This window comes from Rhizobium sp. CSW-27 (assembly GCF_018760785.1).
Classification (GTDB): domain Bacteria; phylum Pseudomonadota; class Alphaproteobacteria; order Rhizobiales; family Rhizobiaceae; genus Neorhizobium.
In genome coordinates this window covers 186499-202893 of the sequence record NZ_JAHHZO010000006.1, presented here as the reverse complement: position 1 = coordinate 202893, position 16395 = coordinate 186499, and the positions used below count along the sequence as shown (strand labels likewise).

Sequence of the window (16395 nt, the reverse complement as noted above, 5' to 3'; positions counted from 1 at the left end):
GGCGTCCCAAGGGAATCGTTCACAGCGAAAGTAGATCCATGTTCCAGTCCTTCGAAACCACCTCATCGCCGGCGCTTGGCCCGGCGCGCGTGACGGCGCTGCGCGAGCGGTTCGACGCGCTCGGGATCGACGGTTTCCTCGTGCCGCGCGCCGACGAGTTTCAGGGCGAATACGTGCCGGCCTCGGCTGAACGTCTGGCCTGGCTGACAGGCTTTACCGGGTCGGCGGGCATTGCGCTGATTCTGCGCGAGGTGGCTGTCGTGTTCGTTGACGGCCGTTATACGACGCAGCTTGCCCAGCAGGTCGATCAGGCCACCTTTACGGCGGGCGATCTGGTGGGCGAGCCGCCGCACAGCTGGATTGCAGCGCATGGCCCGCGCGGCCTGCGCCTCGGCGTCGATCCCTGGCTACACAGCGGCGCGGAGGTGCGGCGGCTGGAAACGGCGCTGGCGGCCTGCGGCGGCAGTCTCGTCATCCTCGATTCCAACCCGCTCGACGCACTCTGGCACGATCGGCCGGCCGCTCCGATGGGAGCGGTCAGCGTGCAGCAGGAGCAGCATGCCGGAAGACCGGCGGCGGACAAGATCGCCGCGATGGCAAAGGCGGTGGCCGACAAGGGTGCGCAGGCGCTGCTCGTTGCCGATCCGTCCTCCGTCGCCTGGATCTTCAACATCCGCGGTGCTGACGTGCCGCATACGCCGCATCCGCTGGCGCGTGCGATCATCACCGCCGAGGGAGCGGTCGAACTGTTCATCGAGGCGGGCAAGCTCGGGCCGGAAGCTGCGGCACATCTCGATGCGCTTGCCAGCCGGCATGAACCTTCCGCCCTGCTGTCGCGGCTTGCCGCCCATGCGGAGGGCGAGCGCAGGATCCTGGTCGACGGCGACATCGCCTCGATCGCGCTGACGCGCGCCATCGAGGCGGCGGGCGGTATCGTGGTGGAGGCTGCCGACCCGGCCCGCCTGCCGCGTGCGATCAAGAATGCCGTGGAATTGCGCGGTTCGGCGGATGCGCATGTGCAGGATGGTGCGGCCATGGTGCGCTTCCTGCACTGGCTGGACACCCAGGCGCCGGACAGTGTGAGCGAGATTTCCGCCGTCACCGCGCTGGAGGCCTTCCGCGCCCGCGTTGGTGAAAGCCTGCAGAACCCGCTGAAGGACATTTCCTTCGACACGATTTCCGGCGCCGGCGAGCATGGCGCCGTCATCCATTACCGGGTGACGACCGAGACCGACCGACGCCTGAAGGCGGGCGAACTGTTCCTGATCGATTCCGGCGCGCAATATGTGAACGGCACAACCGATATCACCCGCACCGTTGCCATCGGTGCGGTGCCGCAGGAGCAGAAGAAATTCTTCACGCTGGTGCTGAAGGGGATGATCGCCATTTCGGCAGCGCGTTTTCCCAAGGGCACGCGCGGCTGCGATCTCGATCCGCTGGCCCGCATCGCCCTGTGGAAGGCCGGCGCCGATTACGCGCACGGCACGGGCCACGGCGTCGGCTCCTATCTTTCGGTGCATGAGGGCCCGCAGCGCATTTCCCGTGTTTCCACGCAGGAATTGCTGCCGGGTATGATCCTGTCGAACGAGCCGGGCTATTACCGCCCCGGCGCCTTCGGCATCCGGATCGAGAACCTGATCTATGTCACCGAACTCGAGGCGATCGAGGGAGGCGACCTGCCGATGATGGGCTTCGAAACACTGACCTGGTGCCCGATCGACCGGCGGCTGATCCTGAAGGATCTGCTGACGGCGGAGGAACTGGCCTGGGTCGATGCCTATCATGCCGGGGTGCGGGCGAAGCTTCAGCCGCTGATTTCCGAGCCCGAAGCCCTGGCCTGGCTGGAGGGAGCGACGGCGGCGCTGTAATCCGGCGCGGCGAACCCGCCGCGTCCGATGACCTGCTGGGTGATCAGGCAAGAATGAGGTGGCGCAGAACCATGGCGCTGCCCCATCCGGCTGCGATCAGCGCAACGCCCGGCCGCCGCAGGCCGACCATCAGCGCCACCACCATGGCGATCTTGACGTCGAGGCCGCCGTCATAGAAGGCCGGCGCCACCAGGGTGGTGAGAACTGCGGCGGGAACGGCGTTCAGGGCCGTTTCCATGCGCGGCGGAATGCGCGTCATGCGGCTCATCAGCAGATAGCCGCCGACGCGGGTGAGATAGGTGGCAAGGCCGGCCGCCAGGATGACCAGCGCCGTGTGCAGATCCGTCAACCGCTCCATCAGTGCTGCTCCCCGCCATGCTGTTGCGGATCGGCCGGAGCCCGGTGGAAGACCAGTGCGGCAAGGATGCCGGCGAGTGCGCCGATGCTGACATGCCAGGGCGAGCCGACCAGATGCATGGCCAGGATAGACGCCGCCGCGCTGACCGGCACGACCAGCCCGAACAGCGGCCTGCGGCGAAAGCCGAGCACAAGGCCGAGGAAATAGACCGGCAGCAGCACGTCGACACCCAGCGCCACCGGATCGCCGATCAGGCTGCCGAACAGGGCGCCGAGCGCGGAGCTGGCGACCCACAGCACGTAGATGATCGCGGCAACGCCCAGATACCAGCCGGTTTCCAGCCGCCCGCTGCGGTCCACCCGCTTCATCGCCTCGGCAAATTGCGGGTCGGTGAGAAAGAAGAAGATGCCGGCTTTGGCGGGCAGGCTCTTGCCCGCCAGATGCGGCGTCAGGGCCGCCGAGTAGAGAATATGGCGGAAGTTGACGGCAAAGACCGACAGCACCACCAGCCAGGCGGGCACATGGGCGCCGAACAGCTTGACGCCGACAAGCTGGCTTGCACCGGCGAAGATGATACCGCTCATCATGGTCGCCTCGAAGGGGGAGACGCCGCCATCGACGGCGACGGCGCCGAACAGCAGCCCGAAGGGGGCGGTGGAGAGCGCCACGACGAGCCCCGCCCGCACGCCCTGCCAGAAGTGTGTCTTGTGCATCGTTCATTCCTTTGCCTGCAAGGCTCGTAGGCCAGACCCGGGCGGCGAGGCAAGCCACGAGGACCAGGTCGAGCCAAACGGGCCACGCTACTCAGGTTGGAAGTATCGAGAGGGCGTCGAGGCGGGCGGATGGTCTGCGCAGCCGCGAGCACCGTCGGTGCCGGCCGAACCGGTCGGCCTGCCTGCAAAGATGCAGGCCGCGATCCTTCCGGCGGTGCGCCCGCTCAGTTCGACAGCACGTCACGGCTGGAGATGATGGCGACGCCACGTTCCCGCATCTCGGCGATGGCGGTCTTGACGCCTTCCGGGTCTATGCCGCGGCTGGCATCCTCGATGAAGCAGATCTTGACGCCCGGCAGCATGTCGCGTGCGTCGAGTGCGGAGAACATCACGCAGTAATCGGTGGCCAGTCCGCAGATGTCGAGTTCCTTCACCTGCTGCGCCTTCAGATAGCCGGCAAGGCCGGTAACGGCGGCCTGGTCGTTGTCGCGAAAGGCCGAATAGCTGTCGACGGCCGGATTCTCGCCCTTCTGCTGAATGTAGTCGATGGCATCGGTGTTGAGATCCGGGTGGAAATCGGCGTCCGGCGTGGTCTGTACGCAGTGATCGGGCCACAGCACCTGCGGCTTGCCGGAGAGGGTGCCGAGGTCGAAAGGCTTTGCGCCCGGATGCTGGGAGGCGAAGCTGCCATGGTCGGCGGGGTGCCAGTCCTGCGAGGCGACCACGAGATCGTAGGAGCCTTCCTCGATCAGCTGGTTGATCACAGGCACCACCTTGTCGCCGTCCGGAACCGGCAGATTGCCGCCGGGGCAGAACCCGTTCTGCACGTCGATGATCAGCAGCGCCTTCATGGTCGTCTCCCCAGTTTTTTGCCGGCAAAGGATGCCAATCGCGGGCGCGGCAATCAAGTCTCATTCCGACCGCCGAAGGCCTTGCGCGGGATCCGCCGTGGCAGGCAGCCGCCCGTCGATGATTCGCAACCGGCCGCGATAGGCTGCCGCAACGGCCGGGGCCGGGGTGAACCCGTCTGCCGCTCCCGAAAACGTGATCGCGGCATGGGAGGCAAGGAGGTTGTTTACCATGATGGCGCAGAGCCGCGTCAAACGGGCCTGCAGCGGCGAAAAGCCCTGCTGCTCGGCCGGAACAGAGGGGTCGTGCGGCATTGCCGCTCGACAACCGCATTTTTGCTAAACTTCCGTCAGCATCCGTTTATAATGGCGATGACGCTCAAGAGGGGCCATGTAAAGAAATTGGTTACCATAATTCGTCATCCTGATCGCACGTGGTGGACGTGCGCGGGCACGGGTCGTGATCGATCGTGCTGTTTCGTCTCCCCGTCCGTTTTCGGCGCTCACGCGCCGTGTGTTCGAGTTGCGAGTAAAGGGTGACGCGTATCATGGCACTGGCTTTTGCGGCGGAACGATCCGTCCCACGATCCTCACGAGCTGTGGCCAGCGGTGCAGCGTCCGGCGGTTTGCTGAAATATTCGGTCCTTCTCGGCACCAGCCTTGCGGCCGGCGCCTGGATGATGGGTGCGCTCGCCACGGTGCAGAGCGTCGCCAGCATCAAGCCGAGCGACTTTTCCTACCAGATGCGTGCCTCGCTCGATCTCAAGCCGCTGGCGCCGCCCGTCTCGAACGATCGCCTGATCCGCGTCTCGAAATTCTCGCGGCTTTCCGGCGGTGCGGCGGAAAAGGCCGCGCGTCTGGAAGGGGCGCACATGGCGCATCTGGAGGCGCTGCGGCCTGACGATCACAGCGTGCGGCAAGGCCTCACTTCGGCGATCGCCCGCGAGGAGGAGGAGAAGCGGTTTGCCGCGCTGGCCGGCAAGCGGCCGGATGACGCGCAGTTGAAGACCGCGCTGGTTTCCGCCCTGCAGGACAGCGTGCTGGTGGCGCCGCCGACCGAGACGGCCTGGGATGCGATGCCGGCCGGCAATGCCGAAGACGGGCAGGTGGAGGTGGCCGATCTGCAGAGCCCGGCGGAACTGGCCGTTGCCGAGGCCGTCGGCCCGAGCGACGACAGCAGCCTGCCGATGGAAGGCCCGCTGCCGATCCGTCGCCCGGCCGCCAATGCGCTGGCCATGGCAATTGCGCCGGCCTCCGAGCCCAAGCCCGCAACGCGTCCCCGCTCGCAGCCGGTGGTGGCCGAGGCCGACGAGGATGATGACGATGCGCCGACGGCACTTGCCTTCGCGCGGCCGGACAATCCGGCCAAGAGCGTCAGCCGCGCGGTGCCGTGGCCCGACCAGGGCGTGAAGATCGCCGTCTATGACATCACCGCCGGCCGTGTCTACATGCCGAACGGCGCGGTGCTGGAGGCGCATTCCGGCATCGGCGAAATGCGCGACAACCCGAAGTTCACCCATGTGAAGATGCGCGGGCCGACGCCGCCCGGCACCTACAAGCTCTCGATGCGCGAAAAGCCGTTCCACGGAGTTGCCGCCATCCGGCTGACGCCGACCGACGGCGTGGCGCCGCTCGGGCGCACCGGCCTTCTGGCCCATACCTATCTCTTGCGCAGCGCACCGGGCGATTCGCACGGCTGCGTGGCCTTTGCCGATTACAACAAGTTCCTCACCGCCTATCAGCGCGGAGAGGTAACGCACATGATCATCGTGCCGCGTCACGACGGCAATATCCCGATGGCAGCGCTGCGCAAGATCCGGCCCGGGGCCGGCGGTTCGTCCGGGGCCGCTGCAACGCCGGTGGCCGATGATGGCGGCAATCGCCGCACGCTGATGGATTACCTGAAGCGCGACGGCTGAGGCTGAGCCTCAGCCAAGGAGATCCTTCGCGATCCGCAGGAAGATGCGGGCGCCGATGGGGATCAATGTGTCGGGGAAGTCGTAATCCGGATTGTGCAGCGCCGGATGCTTTTCGCCGGAGCCGAGAAAGAACATCGCGGATTTTGAAACCGTTCCGAAGCGTCCGAAATCCTCGGAGGCGCGAAATGCCTCGCCCCTTTCGTGAGGCAGGCCTTCCGCGGCAAGCGCGTGGCGGATGATTGCCGCGGCCTCGGGGTCGTTGACGCAGTGGCCAAACGCGTCGTGATAGCTGAAGCCGACGCCAAGCCCGTGCACGGCGGCAATCTCGCGCGCCAGTCCTTCCGCTCGCGCCCGCAGTTCGTGCATGGCGCTGTCCCAGACTGTACGGAGCGTCACCCACAGCTCCGCCTGGCCCGGCGCAATACCGAAGGCCGGTTCGCCGATGGTGGCGTGGGTGACGGTCGCCAGCACCAGATCGCCGCCATCCAGCGTTCCCGCCCGCAGCGCCGACAGGGCCGGGATGAGGTCTGCAATGGCCGGCGCCGGCGAGATGCCGCTTTCCGGCATGGAGGCATGTGCCGTCCTGCCGGTGAGCGTAATCTTCAGGCCGCAGGAGGCGCAATTGGCCGGGCCGTCCTTGATCCAGCTCACGCCGTGCCCGATCCCCGGCATGTTATGCAGGGCAAAGGCATAATCGGGCGTCAGTGGCCGGAACTTCGGATCGGCCAGAACGGCGGCTGCGCCCGCGCCGTTCTCCTCCGCAGGCTGGAACAGCAGCACCACGCGGCCGCGGGCGGGGCGGCTGCGCTGGAAGGCGAGAGCCAGCGAAGACAGGATCGCCATGTGCCCGTCATGCCCGCACATATGGCCCTTGCCAGCGATCCGCGAACGGTGTGGGAGGTCCGAGATTTCCGCAATCGGCAGTGCATCAAGCTCGGCGCGGAACATCACCGTCGGACCCGGCTCGTGCCCGCCAAAGACCGATGCGACCCCGGTGCCGCCAAGGCCGGTGACGATCATATCCGGCTCTGTCATCTCCAGGAAACGCGCAACCTCGGCTGCGGTCTGATGCTCCTCGCCGGACACTTCCGGCATGGCGTGCAGATGGCGTCGCCAGAGGGTGAGGTCGAGAAAATCAGCTTCTGTGAGGGCCATGGCAAATTCTCGATGAAGTATTTCGTCGGACGCCGCAATCTACGCCAGGAAAGCCGCGAGCGCAGCGGTGAAGGCCGGGGCATTATCCAGCATCATGTTATGGCCCGCATTCGCAATCGACACCAAGGGAATCTCTGCTGCCCGAATTTCGTCCTCGCAATGAATGGATGGGGTCTTGGCCCCACGGATCATCAGCCGAGGCACGCGCAGACTTAGAAAGACTTCGCCAAGGTTGTCGACCATATTTTTGCCAAGCGCGTCTTCGCTTCGGTACATTGCAACGGGATCGGCCAGACGCATGGTAACCGGCCAGACCTCTCCCGTCGTCGCAAGGGCCTCCTGGAAACCGCGCTGAATAAATTCCTCTTCCGAGTAGCCCTCAATGCGCGGGCGATCGGTGGGGCGCAGATTCGGCTCCGCTACAACCAGTCGCCCCACGAGATCAGGCCGCTTGGAGGCCAAGGTGACGGCAACGGCACCGCCCATGCTGTGCGCAACGACATCCGCAGCGGAAATGTTCAGGCTGTCCAAGAGCCGGGCGACACCGTCAGCCTGTTCCGGCAGTGTGTAACCGAAGGTGCGGGGCCGGTCACTGATGCCAAAGCCCAGCAGATCGACGAGCAATGATCTGTTCTCAATGAGCGCTGGAGCTGCAGCGATATGCGTGAAGTACGGAAGTGACGAACTTCCAAGCCCATGTATGAATACTCGCGTTGGCTCCTTGCCGGGGAGTTCAACAAATCCGATGCGGGCACCGTCATCCGTAACGCGAACGTGTTGCATGCGGATGTTCCCTCACACCCGCTCCACAAACCCGTCCAGCACGCGTTTTTCACCGGCACGGTCGAAGTTGATCGTCAGCTTGTTGCCCTCGACGGAAACGACATTGCCGTTGCCGAACTTGATGTGGAACACCCGGTCCCCGACGGAGAATTTCGAGGGCTGGTCGGCGACGGATTTGGCGATCAGCTCGCCGTCGATGGTCTTCGCCCGCGGGCCGCTTTCGCCATAGCCGATGCGTTCCACCGCATGGCCGGAGCGGCTGCCCCAGTTGTCGCGGGTGGCATCCGTCCTGTTGGCCTGGGCGCGCTTCCAGCCCGGCGTCGAATAGGAATTGGCGAAGGGATCGGCCTTGTCGAAGCGCGACTGGCCATAGCCGCCGCGCCCGTAACCGCCATAGCTGCTGTCGGATTCGGCAACGTCCACATGCGCCGCCGGCAGTTCCTCCAGAAAACGCGAGGGCATGGTGGATTGCCAGAGGCCGTGGATGCGACGGTTGGAGACGAACCAGATGTGGCAACGGCGCTTGGCGCGCGTCAGGCCGACATAGGCGAGGCGTCGCTCCTCCTCCAGACCGGAGCGGCCGCCTTCGTCGAGCGCCCGCTGGTGCGGAAACAGGCCTTCCTCCCAGCCAGGCAGGAAGACGGTATCGAATTCCAGCCCCTTGGCCGAATGCAGCGTCATGATCGACACCGCATCCATGTCTTCGTTCTGCTCGGCATCCATCACCAGCGAGACATGTTCGAGGAAACCGCGCAGGCTCTCGAAGGCCTCCATCGAACGGATGAGTTCCTTCAGGTTTTCCAGCCGGCCCGGGCCTTCCGCCGACTTGTCGTTCTTCCACATGTCCGTATAGCCGGATTCGTCGAGAATCTGTTCGGCCAGTTCCGTATGCGGCGTGTTTTCCAGCAGTTCCGACCAGCGCTTGAAGCTCTGGATCACGTCGAACAGCGCCTTGCGGGCCTTCGGCTTCAGCTCGTCCGTCTCGATCATGTCGCTGGCGGCAGCGAGCATCGGGATATCGCGGGCGCGGGCGTAATCGTGCAGGGCACGCACCGTGGTATCGCCCAGCCCGCGCTTCGGCGTGTTGATGATCCGTTCGAAGGCGAGATCGTCGGCCGGCTGACAGACGAGGCGGAAATAGGCCATCGCATCACGGATTTCGAGGCGCTCGTAAAAGCGCGGACCGCCGATGACGCGGTAGTTGAGGCCGAGCGTGACGAACCGGTCTTCGAACTCGCGCATCTGGAAGGAGGCGCGCACCAGGATCGCCATGTCGTTCAGATTGTGCTTCTTGCCGGTCGAATCGCCCCGCTGCAGCTGCTCGATCGTTTCGCCGACGGCGCGCGCCTCCTCCTCGGAATCCCATGCGGCGTGCACCACCACCTTTTCATCGTCGGGTTCGCGCCGTTCGGTGAACAGCGTCTTGCCGAGGCGGCCTTCGTTGTGGGCGATCAGATGGCCGGCCGCGCCGAGAATATGTTCGGTGGAGCGATAGTTGCGCTCCAGCCGGATGACCCGGGCGCCGGGAAAATCCTTCTCGAAACGCAGGATGTTGTCCACCTCGGCGCCGCGCCAGCCATAGATCGACTGATCGTCGTCACCGACGCAGCAGACATTCTGGGTGACATCCTTCGGCCGCTGGGCCAGCAGCCGCAGCCACATGTACTGCGCCGTGTTGGTGTCCTGATATTCGTCCACCAGAATGTAGCGGAACTTCTGGTGATAGTCCTTCAGCACATCCGGGTTGCGGCGGAAGAGATCGATCGGATGCAGCAGCAGGTCACCGAAATCGCAGGCGTTCAGCGTCTTCAGCCGCGCCTGGTAGGCGGCGTAGAGTTCGCGACCCTTGCCATTGGCAAAGGCGCGCGCATCCCCTTCGGGAATGTCCTTGGGCGTCAGCCCCTTGTTCTTCCAGCCATCGATCATGCCGGCGAACTGGCGGGCCGGCCAGCGCTTGTCATCGAGCCCCTCCGCCTGGATCAACTGCTTGATCAGCCGGATCACGTCATCGGTATCGAGAATGGTGAAATCGGAACGCAGGCCGACCAGTTCGGCGTGCCGGCGCAGCAGCTTGACGCCGATCGAGTGGAAGGTTCCGAGCCAGGGCATGCCTTCGACGGCGCCGCCGACGAGGACGCCGATGCGCTCCTTCATCTCGCGCGCCGCCTTGTTGGTAAAGGTCACGGCAAGAATCTGGCTGGGAAAGGCACGGCCTGTGGCAAGGATGTGGGCGATGCGGGTGGTCAGCACGCGTGTCTTGCCGGTGCCGGCGCCGGCCAGCACCAGGACGGGACCGTCAACGGTTTCCACCGCCTCGCGCTGTTCCGGGTTGAGGCCGGAGAGGTAGTCGGGCGCGCGATGCTGGTCGCGGGCGGCCATGGCGCGGGCGGCAATGCCGAGCCCGCCAGCCGCCGGCTGGCCCGGATGTGCGGGCGGCGGGGTCGGCGTGCGGCGCGGAGCGTGATCCGGTTCCTCGTCGAAGAACGGAATGTCGTCGAAACTGTTCGTCATCAGGCCAGTCTAATGATTCAGGGGCCACAAGGCCATAGAGCATGTTCTGGTTTTATTCCAGAGTGGCCGCCATTCGCAGTCAAAAGAGGCAGAACCAGCCCCTTGCGCGGCAAATTTGCGGCAATGCCTGTCATGCTCACGTCAGAGTGATCGTTCAGACATTACATTTTGGCAAGGTTGAGCGCGGCGGCATTGCCGTTGTTTTGGCAAAATATGATACTTCGCGCAGAAGTCGTTTTCCCGGGAGTTGTGATGCGGATCTGGAAGCAAGTCATCCTCAGTCTTGCCGTGCTGCTGGCCGGCCTCTGTCTCTGGCTTTTTGTCCGTCCGGACGCTGCATCGACACTGGAGAGCCTCGGGGTTCCCCGTCAGCTGGTTTCTTTCCTGTCGCCGGCCGCAACCGGCGATGGCTCTGCCGCGGGGACGCCTTCCGACCGGCCGGTCGCGCAGGGCGCAGCGCCGTCCGGCGGCCAGGGCGCAGGGCAGGGGGGCGGTCCTGGAGGCGGCCAGGGCGGCGCTGCGCCGCGCGGTGCGCTGGTTGTGACGCATGCGGTCGAAGCCGGCACCGTCAATGATCGCCTCAGTGCCATCGGCGATGGCCAGGCCATCCAGTCGGTGGTGGTGATGCCGCAGGCCAGCGGCACTATCACCGAGATCCGCGTCTCCTCCGGCCAGAAGGTGCGCAAGGGCGATGTGCTGGCCCGCCTCGATGACGAGGAGCAGCGCATCGAGCGCGACAAGGCGCAGGTGGCGCTGCGCAGCGCGGTGGAGAAATCGCAATCCTACAGGAACCTGCAGTCGGTGGCGCGGCTCGACGTGCTGGATGCGCAGATCGCCGAGGAATCGGCGCGGCTGGCGCTCAGCACCGCCGAGCTCAATCTGCGCCGCCGCGACATCGTCGCGCCCATCGACGGCGTGGCGGGCATTGTCGCCGTCAATATCGGCGACAATGTCACCACGCAGACGAGCATCGTCATGCTGGACGATCGCTCGGAAATCCTGGTGGACTTCTGGGCGCCGGAGCGTTTCGTCACCCAGTTGAAGCCGGGGCTGGCCGTGGAGGCGAGTTCCGTCAGCCGGCCCGGGCAGAATTTTTCCGGCGAGATCGAATCGATCGACAACCGCGTCGATTCGGCCAGCCGTACCATCCGCGTGCGTGCCCGCATCGACAATGCCAGCGACGTGCTGCGTGCCGGCATGTCCTTCCAGGTCGGCATGCGCTTCCCGGGCGATTCCTATCCTGCCGTCGATCCGCTCGCGGTCCAGTGGGATGCTGAAGGGGCCTATGTCTGGAGGGTGGATGAGGCGAAGGCCCGCAAGGTGCGGGTGAAGATCATCCAGCGCAACCCGGATCGGGTGCTGGTGGATGCCATGCTCGACGCTGGCGACCAGGTGGTGACCGAAGGCTTGCAGCGGGTGCGCGAGGGTCAGCCGGTCAGGGTGCAGGGCGCGGCCCAGATGAAGGTGGCGGAGGCGCAGCGCACATGAGCGAGAACAGGCAAGATCCGCCGGACAGCGGCAAGTCCACCTTCACCGCCCTCTTCGTCCGCCGGCCCATCCTGGCGGCGGTGATAAACACGCTGCTGGTGGTGGCCGGTCTTGCGGCGCTTGTCGGGGTGGAGGTGCGCGAACTGCCGGATGTCGACCAGCCGGTCATCACCGTGCGCACCACCTATGACGGCGCCTCGCCGCAGACCATCGACCAGGAGGTGACGCAGGTCATCGAGGGCGCGGTGGCGCGCGTCAGCGGGCTGAAGGCGCTGTCCTCCTCCTCGCAGTTCGGCTCCAGCCGCGTGACGATGGAGTTTTCCGACAGTGTCGACCTCGCGGAAGCGGCCAATGACGTGCGCGATGCGATCGGCCGGGTCACGGGCCAGCTGCCCGAGGATGCCGACGAACCGCGCATCGTGAAGGCCGATTCCGATTCGCAGGCGATCATCCGCGTTGCCGTCACATCCTCGACGCTGTCGATGGAGGACCTCACGCAGCTGGTCGACAACGAGATCGTCGACCGGCTGGCCGCTGTCGACGGCGTGGCGGACGTGGAGCTTTACGGCGAGCAGGAGAAGATCTTCCGCGTCGACATCAACCAGGCGGCGCTGGCCAGCCGAGGCCTGACGGTGGCCGATGTAGCAAGTGCGCTTTCCAGCGCTGCCCTCGACGTGCCGGCCGGCTCGCTGACCAGCCGCACGCAGGATATCGTTGTGCGCGCCACCGCCAATCTTTCCACCCCGGAAGATTTCGGCAATGTGCTGATCGAGGACAAGATCCGCCTGCGCGACGTGGCCAATGTCATGCTGGGGCCGGATGACGGCACCACCACGCTGCGCTCCAACGGCGTGCAGGGCATCGGCCTCGGCATCATCCGCCAGGCTCAGTCCAACACGCTGAACATTTCCACCGGCGTCAAGGCAGTGGTCGACGAACTGCAGAAGGCGATGCCGGAAGGCACGCGCATCTTCATCACCAGCGACGATGCCGTGTTCATCCGCGGTGCGCTGCACGAGGTGGAACTGGCACTCGGCCTTTCGGCACTGATCGTCGTGATCGTGCTCTATCTTTTCCTGCGCGACTGGCGGGCGACGCTCATTCCGGCACTGACCATGCCTGTGGCGCTGATCGGCACACTGTCTGCCATCTATCTCGTCGGCTTCTCGATCAACATCCTGACGCTGCTGGCGATCGTGCTGGCGACAGGCCTGGTGGTGGACGATGCCATCGTGGTTCTGGAAAACATCGTGCGGCGCCGCACCGAAGGCATGGGGCCGCGCGCTGCCGCCGTGCTCGGCACCAGGGAGGTGTTCTTCGCCGTTCTGGCCACCACGGCGACGCTGGCGGCTGTCTTCATTCCGCTCTCCTTCCTGCCCGGTCAGCTGGGCGGGCTGTTCCGTGAATTCGGCTTCGTGCTGGCCTTCTCCGTGGCGCTTTCCTCGATTACGGCGCTGACGCTCTGCCCGATGCTTGCCTCGCGCATGCTGACACGGCCGATGAGCGAGCCGAAGGGGCTGCTTGCCGCGTTCGGCAACCTGTTCGCCCGCACCTATGCGCGCAGCCTCCGCTTCTGCTTCAACGCGCCGCTGGTGCTGATTGCCGGCTCGCTGCTGTTCGGCTTCGCCGCCTATGTGACCTTCGGCACGGTGAAGAACGAGTTGACGCCGCGCGAGGATCGCTCCGCCGTTCTGCTGCGCCTGACGGCTCCGGAGGGTGTCAGCCTCGATTACACGCAGGATCAGCTGAAGCGGGTGGAAGAGAACCTGCAGCCGCTGCTCGATTCCGGCGAAATCCGCAATGTCTTCTCGATTTCCGGCATGGGGGGCTCCACCAACAGTGGCTTCATGGTGCTGACCCTTGCGCCCTGGGAGGAGCGCGCCCGCAGCCAGAACGCCATCGCCAATGACGTGAATGCCGCCGCCGCCCGCGTGCCGGCCCTGCGTGGCTTTGCCGTGCAGACCAACAGCCTGCGCATCCGCGGCGCCGGCAGCGGCATTCAGGTGGCGCTGGTCGGTGCCGATCACGCCAGCCTTACCCAGGCGGCCATCCGGCTGGTGCAGGCGATGGAACAGAATGGCGCCTTCGAAACGCCGCGTCTCGACAAGGAGCCGACGCAGGCGCAACTTTCGGTCTCGATCGACCGCGAGCGCGCCTCCGATCTCGGCATCGACATTTCCGGGCTTTCCTCCGCCATGCAGGCGCTCCTGGAAGGTCGCTCGGTGGTCGATGTCTTCGTCGATGGCGAGGCCATTCCGGTGCGACTGACTTCCAGCATGCAGCCCATCGATGATCCGACGGATCTGGAAAATATCTTCCTGCGCACCGGCGACGGCAAGGTTGTGCCGATGTCCACCATTGCCACGCTGAAGGAAGGGGCTGTGGCGCCGGAACTCAACCGCGAGCAGCAGCTGCCTTCGGTCTCGCTGTCGGCCGGCCTGAAGGACGGCGTATCGCTGGGGCAGGCGCTGGCCGAAATCGAGCGCCTGGCGGCGCCGCTCATGCCGAATGGCGCCCGCCTGCTGCCGCTGGCCGAGGCCAAGACGCTCGGCGAAAACTCGAGCAGCATGGCGATCACCTTCGGCTTTGCGATTGCCATCATCTTTCTGGTGCTGGCGGCTCAGTTCGAGAGCGTGCTGTCGGCGATCATCATCATGACCACGGTGCCGCTCGGCCTTGCCTGTGCCGTCTTCGCGCTGGTGCTGACCGGCTCGACGCTGAACGTCTACAGCCAGATCGGCCTCGTGCTTCTGGTCGGCGTGATGGCCAAGAACGGCATCCTGATCGTGGAATTCGCCAACCAGCTGCGCGATCAGGGCGAAGGGGTGCGTGCGGCCATCGAAAAGGCCTGCAGCCTGCGCCTGCGCCCGGTGATGATGACGATGATCGCCACCATTCTCGGCGGCGTGCCGCTGGTGCTGGCGCAGGGCGCCGGTGCCGAGGCGCGCATCGCGCTCGGCTGGGTCATCGTCGGCGGCCTGGGCCTTGCAACGCTGGTCACGCTCTACATCACGCCGGTCGCCTATCTGCTGCTCGCCCGTTTTGCCAAGCCGCATGCCCATGAGGAGCAGCGCCTGCATGACGAGCTGGAACGGGCCGGCAATCGTGCCGCCAATGCCGAGGAAAAGCCGCTGCTGGCGGCGGAATAGGCGCAATGCCGGTGCAGCACGGGAAGGGCGGCCCTGGGCGCCCTTCTTTCGCATATGGACAACCCCGGACCTCTCCCTTACCAAGCGGGTGAGAGACTGACGGCCATCGACGGCCGGATCTGGAGGCATGACCATGGTGATGAAAGACGTTCAGACGGGGCGGCGCAACGAGGACGGCATCGCAACCGTGCTCGGCATCCTGAAGCAGCAACTGGGCGACAAGCTGCAGACCGGTCAGGCCTTTCGCGAACAGCATGCCCACACCACCACCTATCTGCCGCGGCAGATCCCGGATGGTGTCGTGTTTGCCGAAGGCGTCGAGGATGTGAAGGCCGTGGTGAGGGCCTGCGCCGCGCACAAGGTGCCGGTCATTCCCTTCGGCACGGGCTCCTCGCTGGAGGGCCAGGTCAACGCGCCGAGCGGCGGCATCTCGCTCGATTTCACCCGCATGGACAAGGTGCTGCGCGTGTCTCCGGAGGATCTGGACGTTACCGTCGAGCCGGGCGTGACGCGCGAGGCGCTGAACACCTATCTGCGCGATACGGGCCTGTTCTTCCCGATCGATCCCGGCGCCAATGCCTCGATCGGCGGCATGACGGCAACGCGGGCCTCCGGCACCAATGCCGTGCGCTACGGCACGATGAAGGACAATGTCCTGTCGCTCACCGTGGTGACGGCCGATGGCGAGGAGATCGTCACCGGCACGCGAGCCAAGAAATCCTCGGCCGGCTATGACCTGACGCGGCTCTTTGTCGGCTCCGAAGGCACGCTCGGCGCAATTACCTCGATCACGCTGAAGCTGCAGGGCATTCCGGAAAAGATCGGCGGCGGTGTGTCCGCCTTCCCCAGCGTCAAGGCGGCCTGCGACGCGGTGATCATGACTATCCAGATGGGCATTCCCGTCGCCCGTATCGAGCTTCTGGACGAAATGCAGATGCGGGCCTGCAATGCCTATTCCGGCCTGAACTATGATGAGAAGCCGACGCTGTTCGTGGAATTCCACGGCACCGAGGACACCGTGCGCATGCAATCCGAGCAGTTCGCAATGATTGCCGCCGAATGCGGTGGCGAGGAATTCCAGTGGACGGGAGATGCCCAGCAGCGGGCCAAGCTGTGGAAGGCGCGCCATGATGCCTACTGGGCATCGCGCGCACTGGCACCGCATCTCGGCGCACTCTCCACCGATGTCTGCGTGCCGATCTCACGGCTGGCCGATTGCGTGGCCGAGACCCATGCGGACATTCTGGAAAACGGTTTCCTGGCGCCGATCGTCGGCCATGCGGGCGATGGCAACTTCCACGTCCTGATCCTGTTCGACGAAAAGGACCCGGCCGACATCGCCCGGGCGGAGGCCTTCGTCGAACGCCTGAACCGCCGGGCGCTGTCGATGGATGGCACCTGCACGGGGGAACACGGCATCGGCCAGGGCAAGATGAGCTTCCTGGAACAGGAGGCGGCCTCGGCGCTGCCGCTGATGCGGGCGATCAAGAAGACGCTCGATCCGCACGATATCTTCAATCCCGGCAAGATCTTGCGCCCGGGCCTGTGAACATTCACCAGCCTGTGGCTTGAAGCATGTACTGGCGGGCCTACACTTGAAGAC

General features: G+C 65.3%; 11 protein-coding genes. 5 read left to right on the top strand and 6 right to left on the bottom strand.

Annotated features, from left to right (window positions below; all coding sequences use genetic code 11):
• Window positions 1-38: 38 nt before the first annotated feature.
• Window positions 39-1868, top strand: coding sequence for an aminopeptidase P family protein (locus KLP42_RS13975; RefSeq protein WP_215567351.1), 1830 nt, complete (start codon window positions 39-41; stop codon window positions 1866-1868).
• A gap of 43 nt (window positions 1869-1911) precedes the next feature.
• Here the strand turns inward: KLP42_RS13975 and KLP42_RS13970 are convergent, their stop codons facing one another.
• The 3 genes from KLP42_RS13970 to pncA all read right to left on the bottom strand — a co-directional run bounded on the left by KLP42_RS13970 (window position 1912) and on the right by pncA (window position 3790).
• Window positions 1912-2226: an AzlD family protein gene (locus KLP42_RS13970; RefSeq protein WP_215567350.1), complete on the bottom strand. Its 315-nt coding sequence runs from the start codon at window positions 2224-2226 to the stop codon at window positions 1912-1914.
• Window positions 2226-2939: an AzlC family ABC transporter permease gene (locus tag KLP42_RS13965; RefSeq protein ID WP_215567349.1), complete on the bottom strand. Its 714-nt coding sequence runs from the start codon at window positions 2937-2939 to the stop codon at window positions 2226-2228. Before KLP42_RS13965 ends, KLP42_RS13970 begins: the two co-directional genes overlap by 1 nt.
• A 224-nt stretch (window positions 2940-3163) precedes the next feature.
• Entirely contained in the window at window positions 3164-3790 is a 627-nt protein-coding gene (gene pncA / locus KLP42_RS13960) for a bifunctional nicotinamidase/pyrazinamidase (RefSeq protein ID WP_215567348.1), read from the bottom strand.
• Between the two features lie 545 nt (window positions 3791-4335).
• Between pncA and KLP42_RS13955 the strand changes: the two genes are divergently transcribed.
• The gene (locus tag KLP42_RS13955) at window positions 4336-5706 is read left to right on the top strand and encodes a DUF2778 domain-containing protein (RefSeq protein ID WP_252192979.1); all 1371 of its coding nucleotides are present in this window, start codon (window positions 4336-4338) and stop codon (window positions 5704-5706) included.
• A 9-nt stretch (window positions 5707-5715) separates the two neighbouring features.
• On the opposite strand, the gene KLP42_RS13950 is transcribed toward KLP42_RS13955, so the two are convergent.
• Genes KLP42_RS13950 through KLP42_RS13940 form a run of 3 tightly spaced genes read right to left on the bottom strand, consistent with a single transcriptional unit; the run spans window position 5716 to window position 10155 of the window.
• Entirely contained in the window at window positions 5716-6861 is a 1146-nt protein-coding gene (locus tag KLP42_RS13950) for an amidohydrolase (protein ID WP_215567347.1), read from the bottom strand.
• 39 nt (window positions 6862-6900) lie between these two features.
• Window positions 6901-7644, bottom strand: coding sequence for an alpha/beta fold hydrolase (locus tag KLP42_RS13945; RefSeq protein WP_215567346.1), 744 nt, complete (start codon window positions 7642-7644; stop codon window positions 6901-6903).
• Between the two features lie 12 nt (window positions 7645-7656).
• Entirely contained in the window at window positions 7657-10155 is a 2499-nt protein-coding gene (locus KLP42_RS13940; protein ID WP_215567345.1) for an ATP-dependent helicase, read from the bottom strand.
• Window positions 10156-10407: 252 nt separating this feature from the next.
• Here KLP42_RS13940 and KLP42_RS13935 point away from each other — a divergent pair, with 252 nt between their 5' ends.
• The 3 genes from KLP42_RS13935 (at window position 10408) to KLP42_RS13925 (ending at window position 16341) form a co-directional block, all read left to right on the top strand.
• A complete protein-coding gene (locus tag KLP42_RS13935) occupies window positions 10408-11643 on the top strand; it encodes an efflux RND transporter periplasmic adaptor subunit (RefSeq protein ID WP_215567344.1) in 1236 nt (411 codons plus the stop codon).
• Complete coding sequence (locus KLP42_RS13930) at window positions 11640-14792, top strand: efflux RND transporter permease subunit (RefSeq protein ID WP_215567343.1); 3153 nt, start codon at window positions 11640-11642, stop codon at window positions 14790-14792. The genes KLP42_RS13935 and KLP42_RS13930 overlap by 4 nt, the downstream gene beginning before the upstream one ends.
• 133 nt (window positions 14793-14925) lie before the next feature.
• On the top strand, window positions 14926-16341 hold the full coding sequence (locus KLP42_RS13925; RefSeq protein WP_215567342.1) for an FAD-binding oxidoreductase: 1416 nt from the start codon (window positions 14926-14928) through the stop codon (window positions 16339-16341).
• Window positions 16342-16395: the final 54 nt, after the last annotated feature.

Coding starts and splice junctions, on each gene's coding strand:
- KLP42_RS13975 (WP_215567351.1), top strand. CDS start 39: ATGTTCCAGTCCTTCGAAACCACCTCATCGCCGGCGCTTGGCCCGGCG.
- KLP42_RS13970 (WP_215567350.1), bottom strand. CDS start 2,226: ATGGAGCGGTTGACGGATCTGCACACGGCGCTGGTCATCCTGGCGGCC.
- KLP42_RS13965 (WP_215567349.1), bottom strand. CDS start 2,939: ATGCACAAGACACACTTCTGGCAGGGCGTGCGGGCGGGGCTCGTCGTG.
- pncA (WP_215567348.1), bottom strand. CDS start 3,790: ATGAAGGCGCTGCTGATCATCGACGTGCAGAACGGGTTCTGCCCCGGC.
- KLP42_RS13955 (WP_252192979.1), top strand. CDS start 4,336: ATGGCACTGGCTTTTGCGGCGGAACGATCCGTCCCACGATCCTCACGA.
- KLP42_RS13950 (WP_215567347.1), bottom strand. CDS start 6,861: ATGGCCCTCACAGAAGCTGATTTTCTCGACCTCACCCTCTGGCGACGC.
- KLP42_RS13945 (WP_215567346.1), bottom strand. CDS start 7,644: ATGCAACACGTTCGCGTTACGGATGACGGTGCCCGCATCGGATTTGTT.
- KLP42_RS13940 (WP_215567345.1), bottom strand. CDS start 10,155: ATGACGAACAGTTTCGACGACATTCCGTTCTTCGACGAGGAACCGGAT.
- KLP42_RS13935 (WP_215567344.1), top strand. CDS start 10,408: ATGCGGATCTGGAAGCAAGTCATCCTCAGTCTTGCCGTGCTGCTGGCC.
- KLP42_RS13930 (WP_215567343.1), top strand. CDS start 11,640: ATGAGCGAGAACAGGCAAGATCCGCCGGACAGCGGCAAGTCCACCTTC.
- KLP42_RS13925 (WP_215567342.1), top strand. CDS start 14,926: ATGGTGATGAAAGACGTTCAGACGGGGCGGCGCAACGAGGACGGCATC.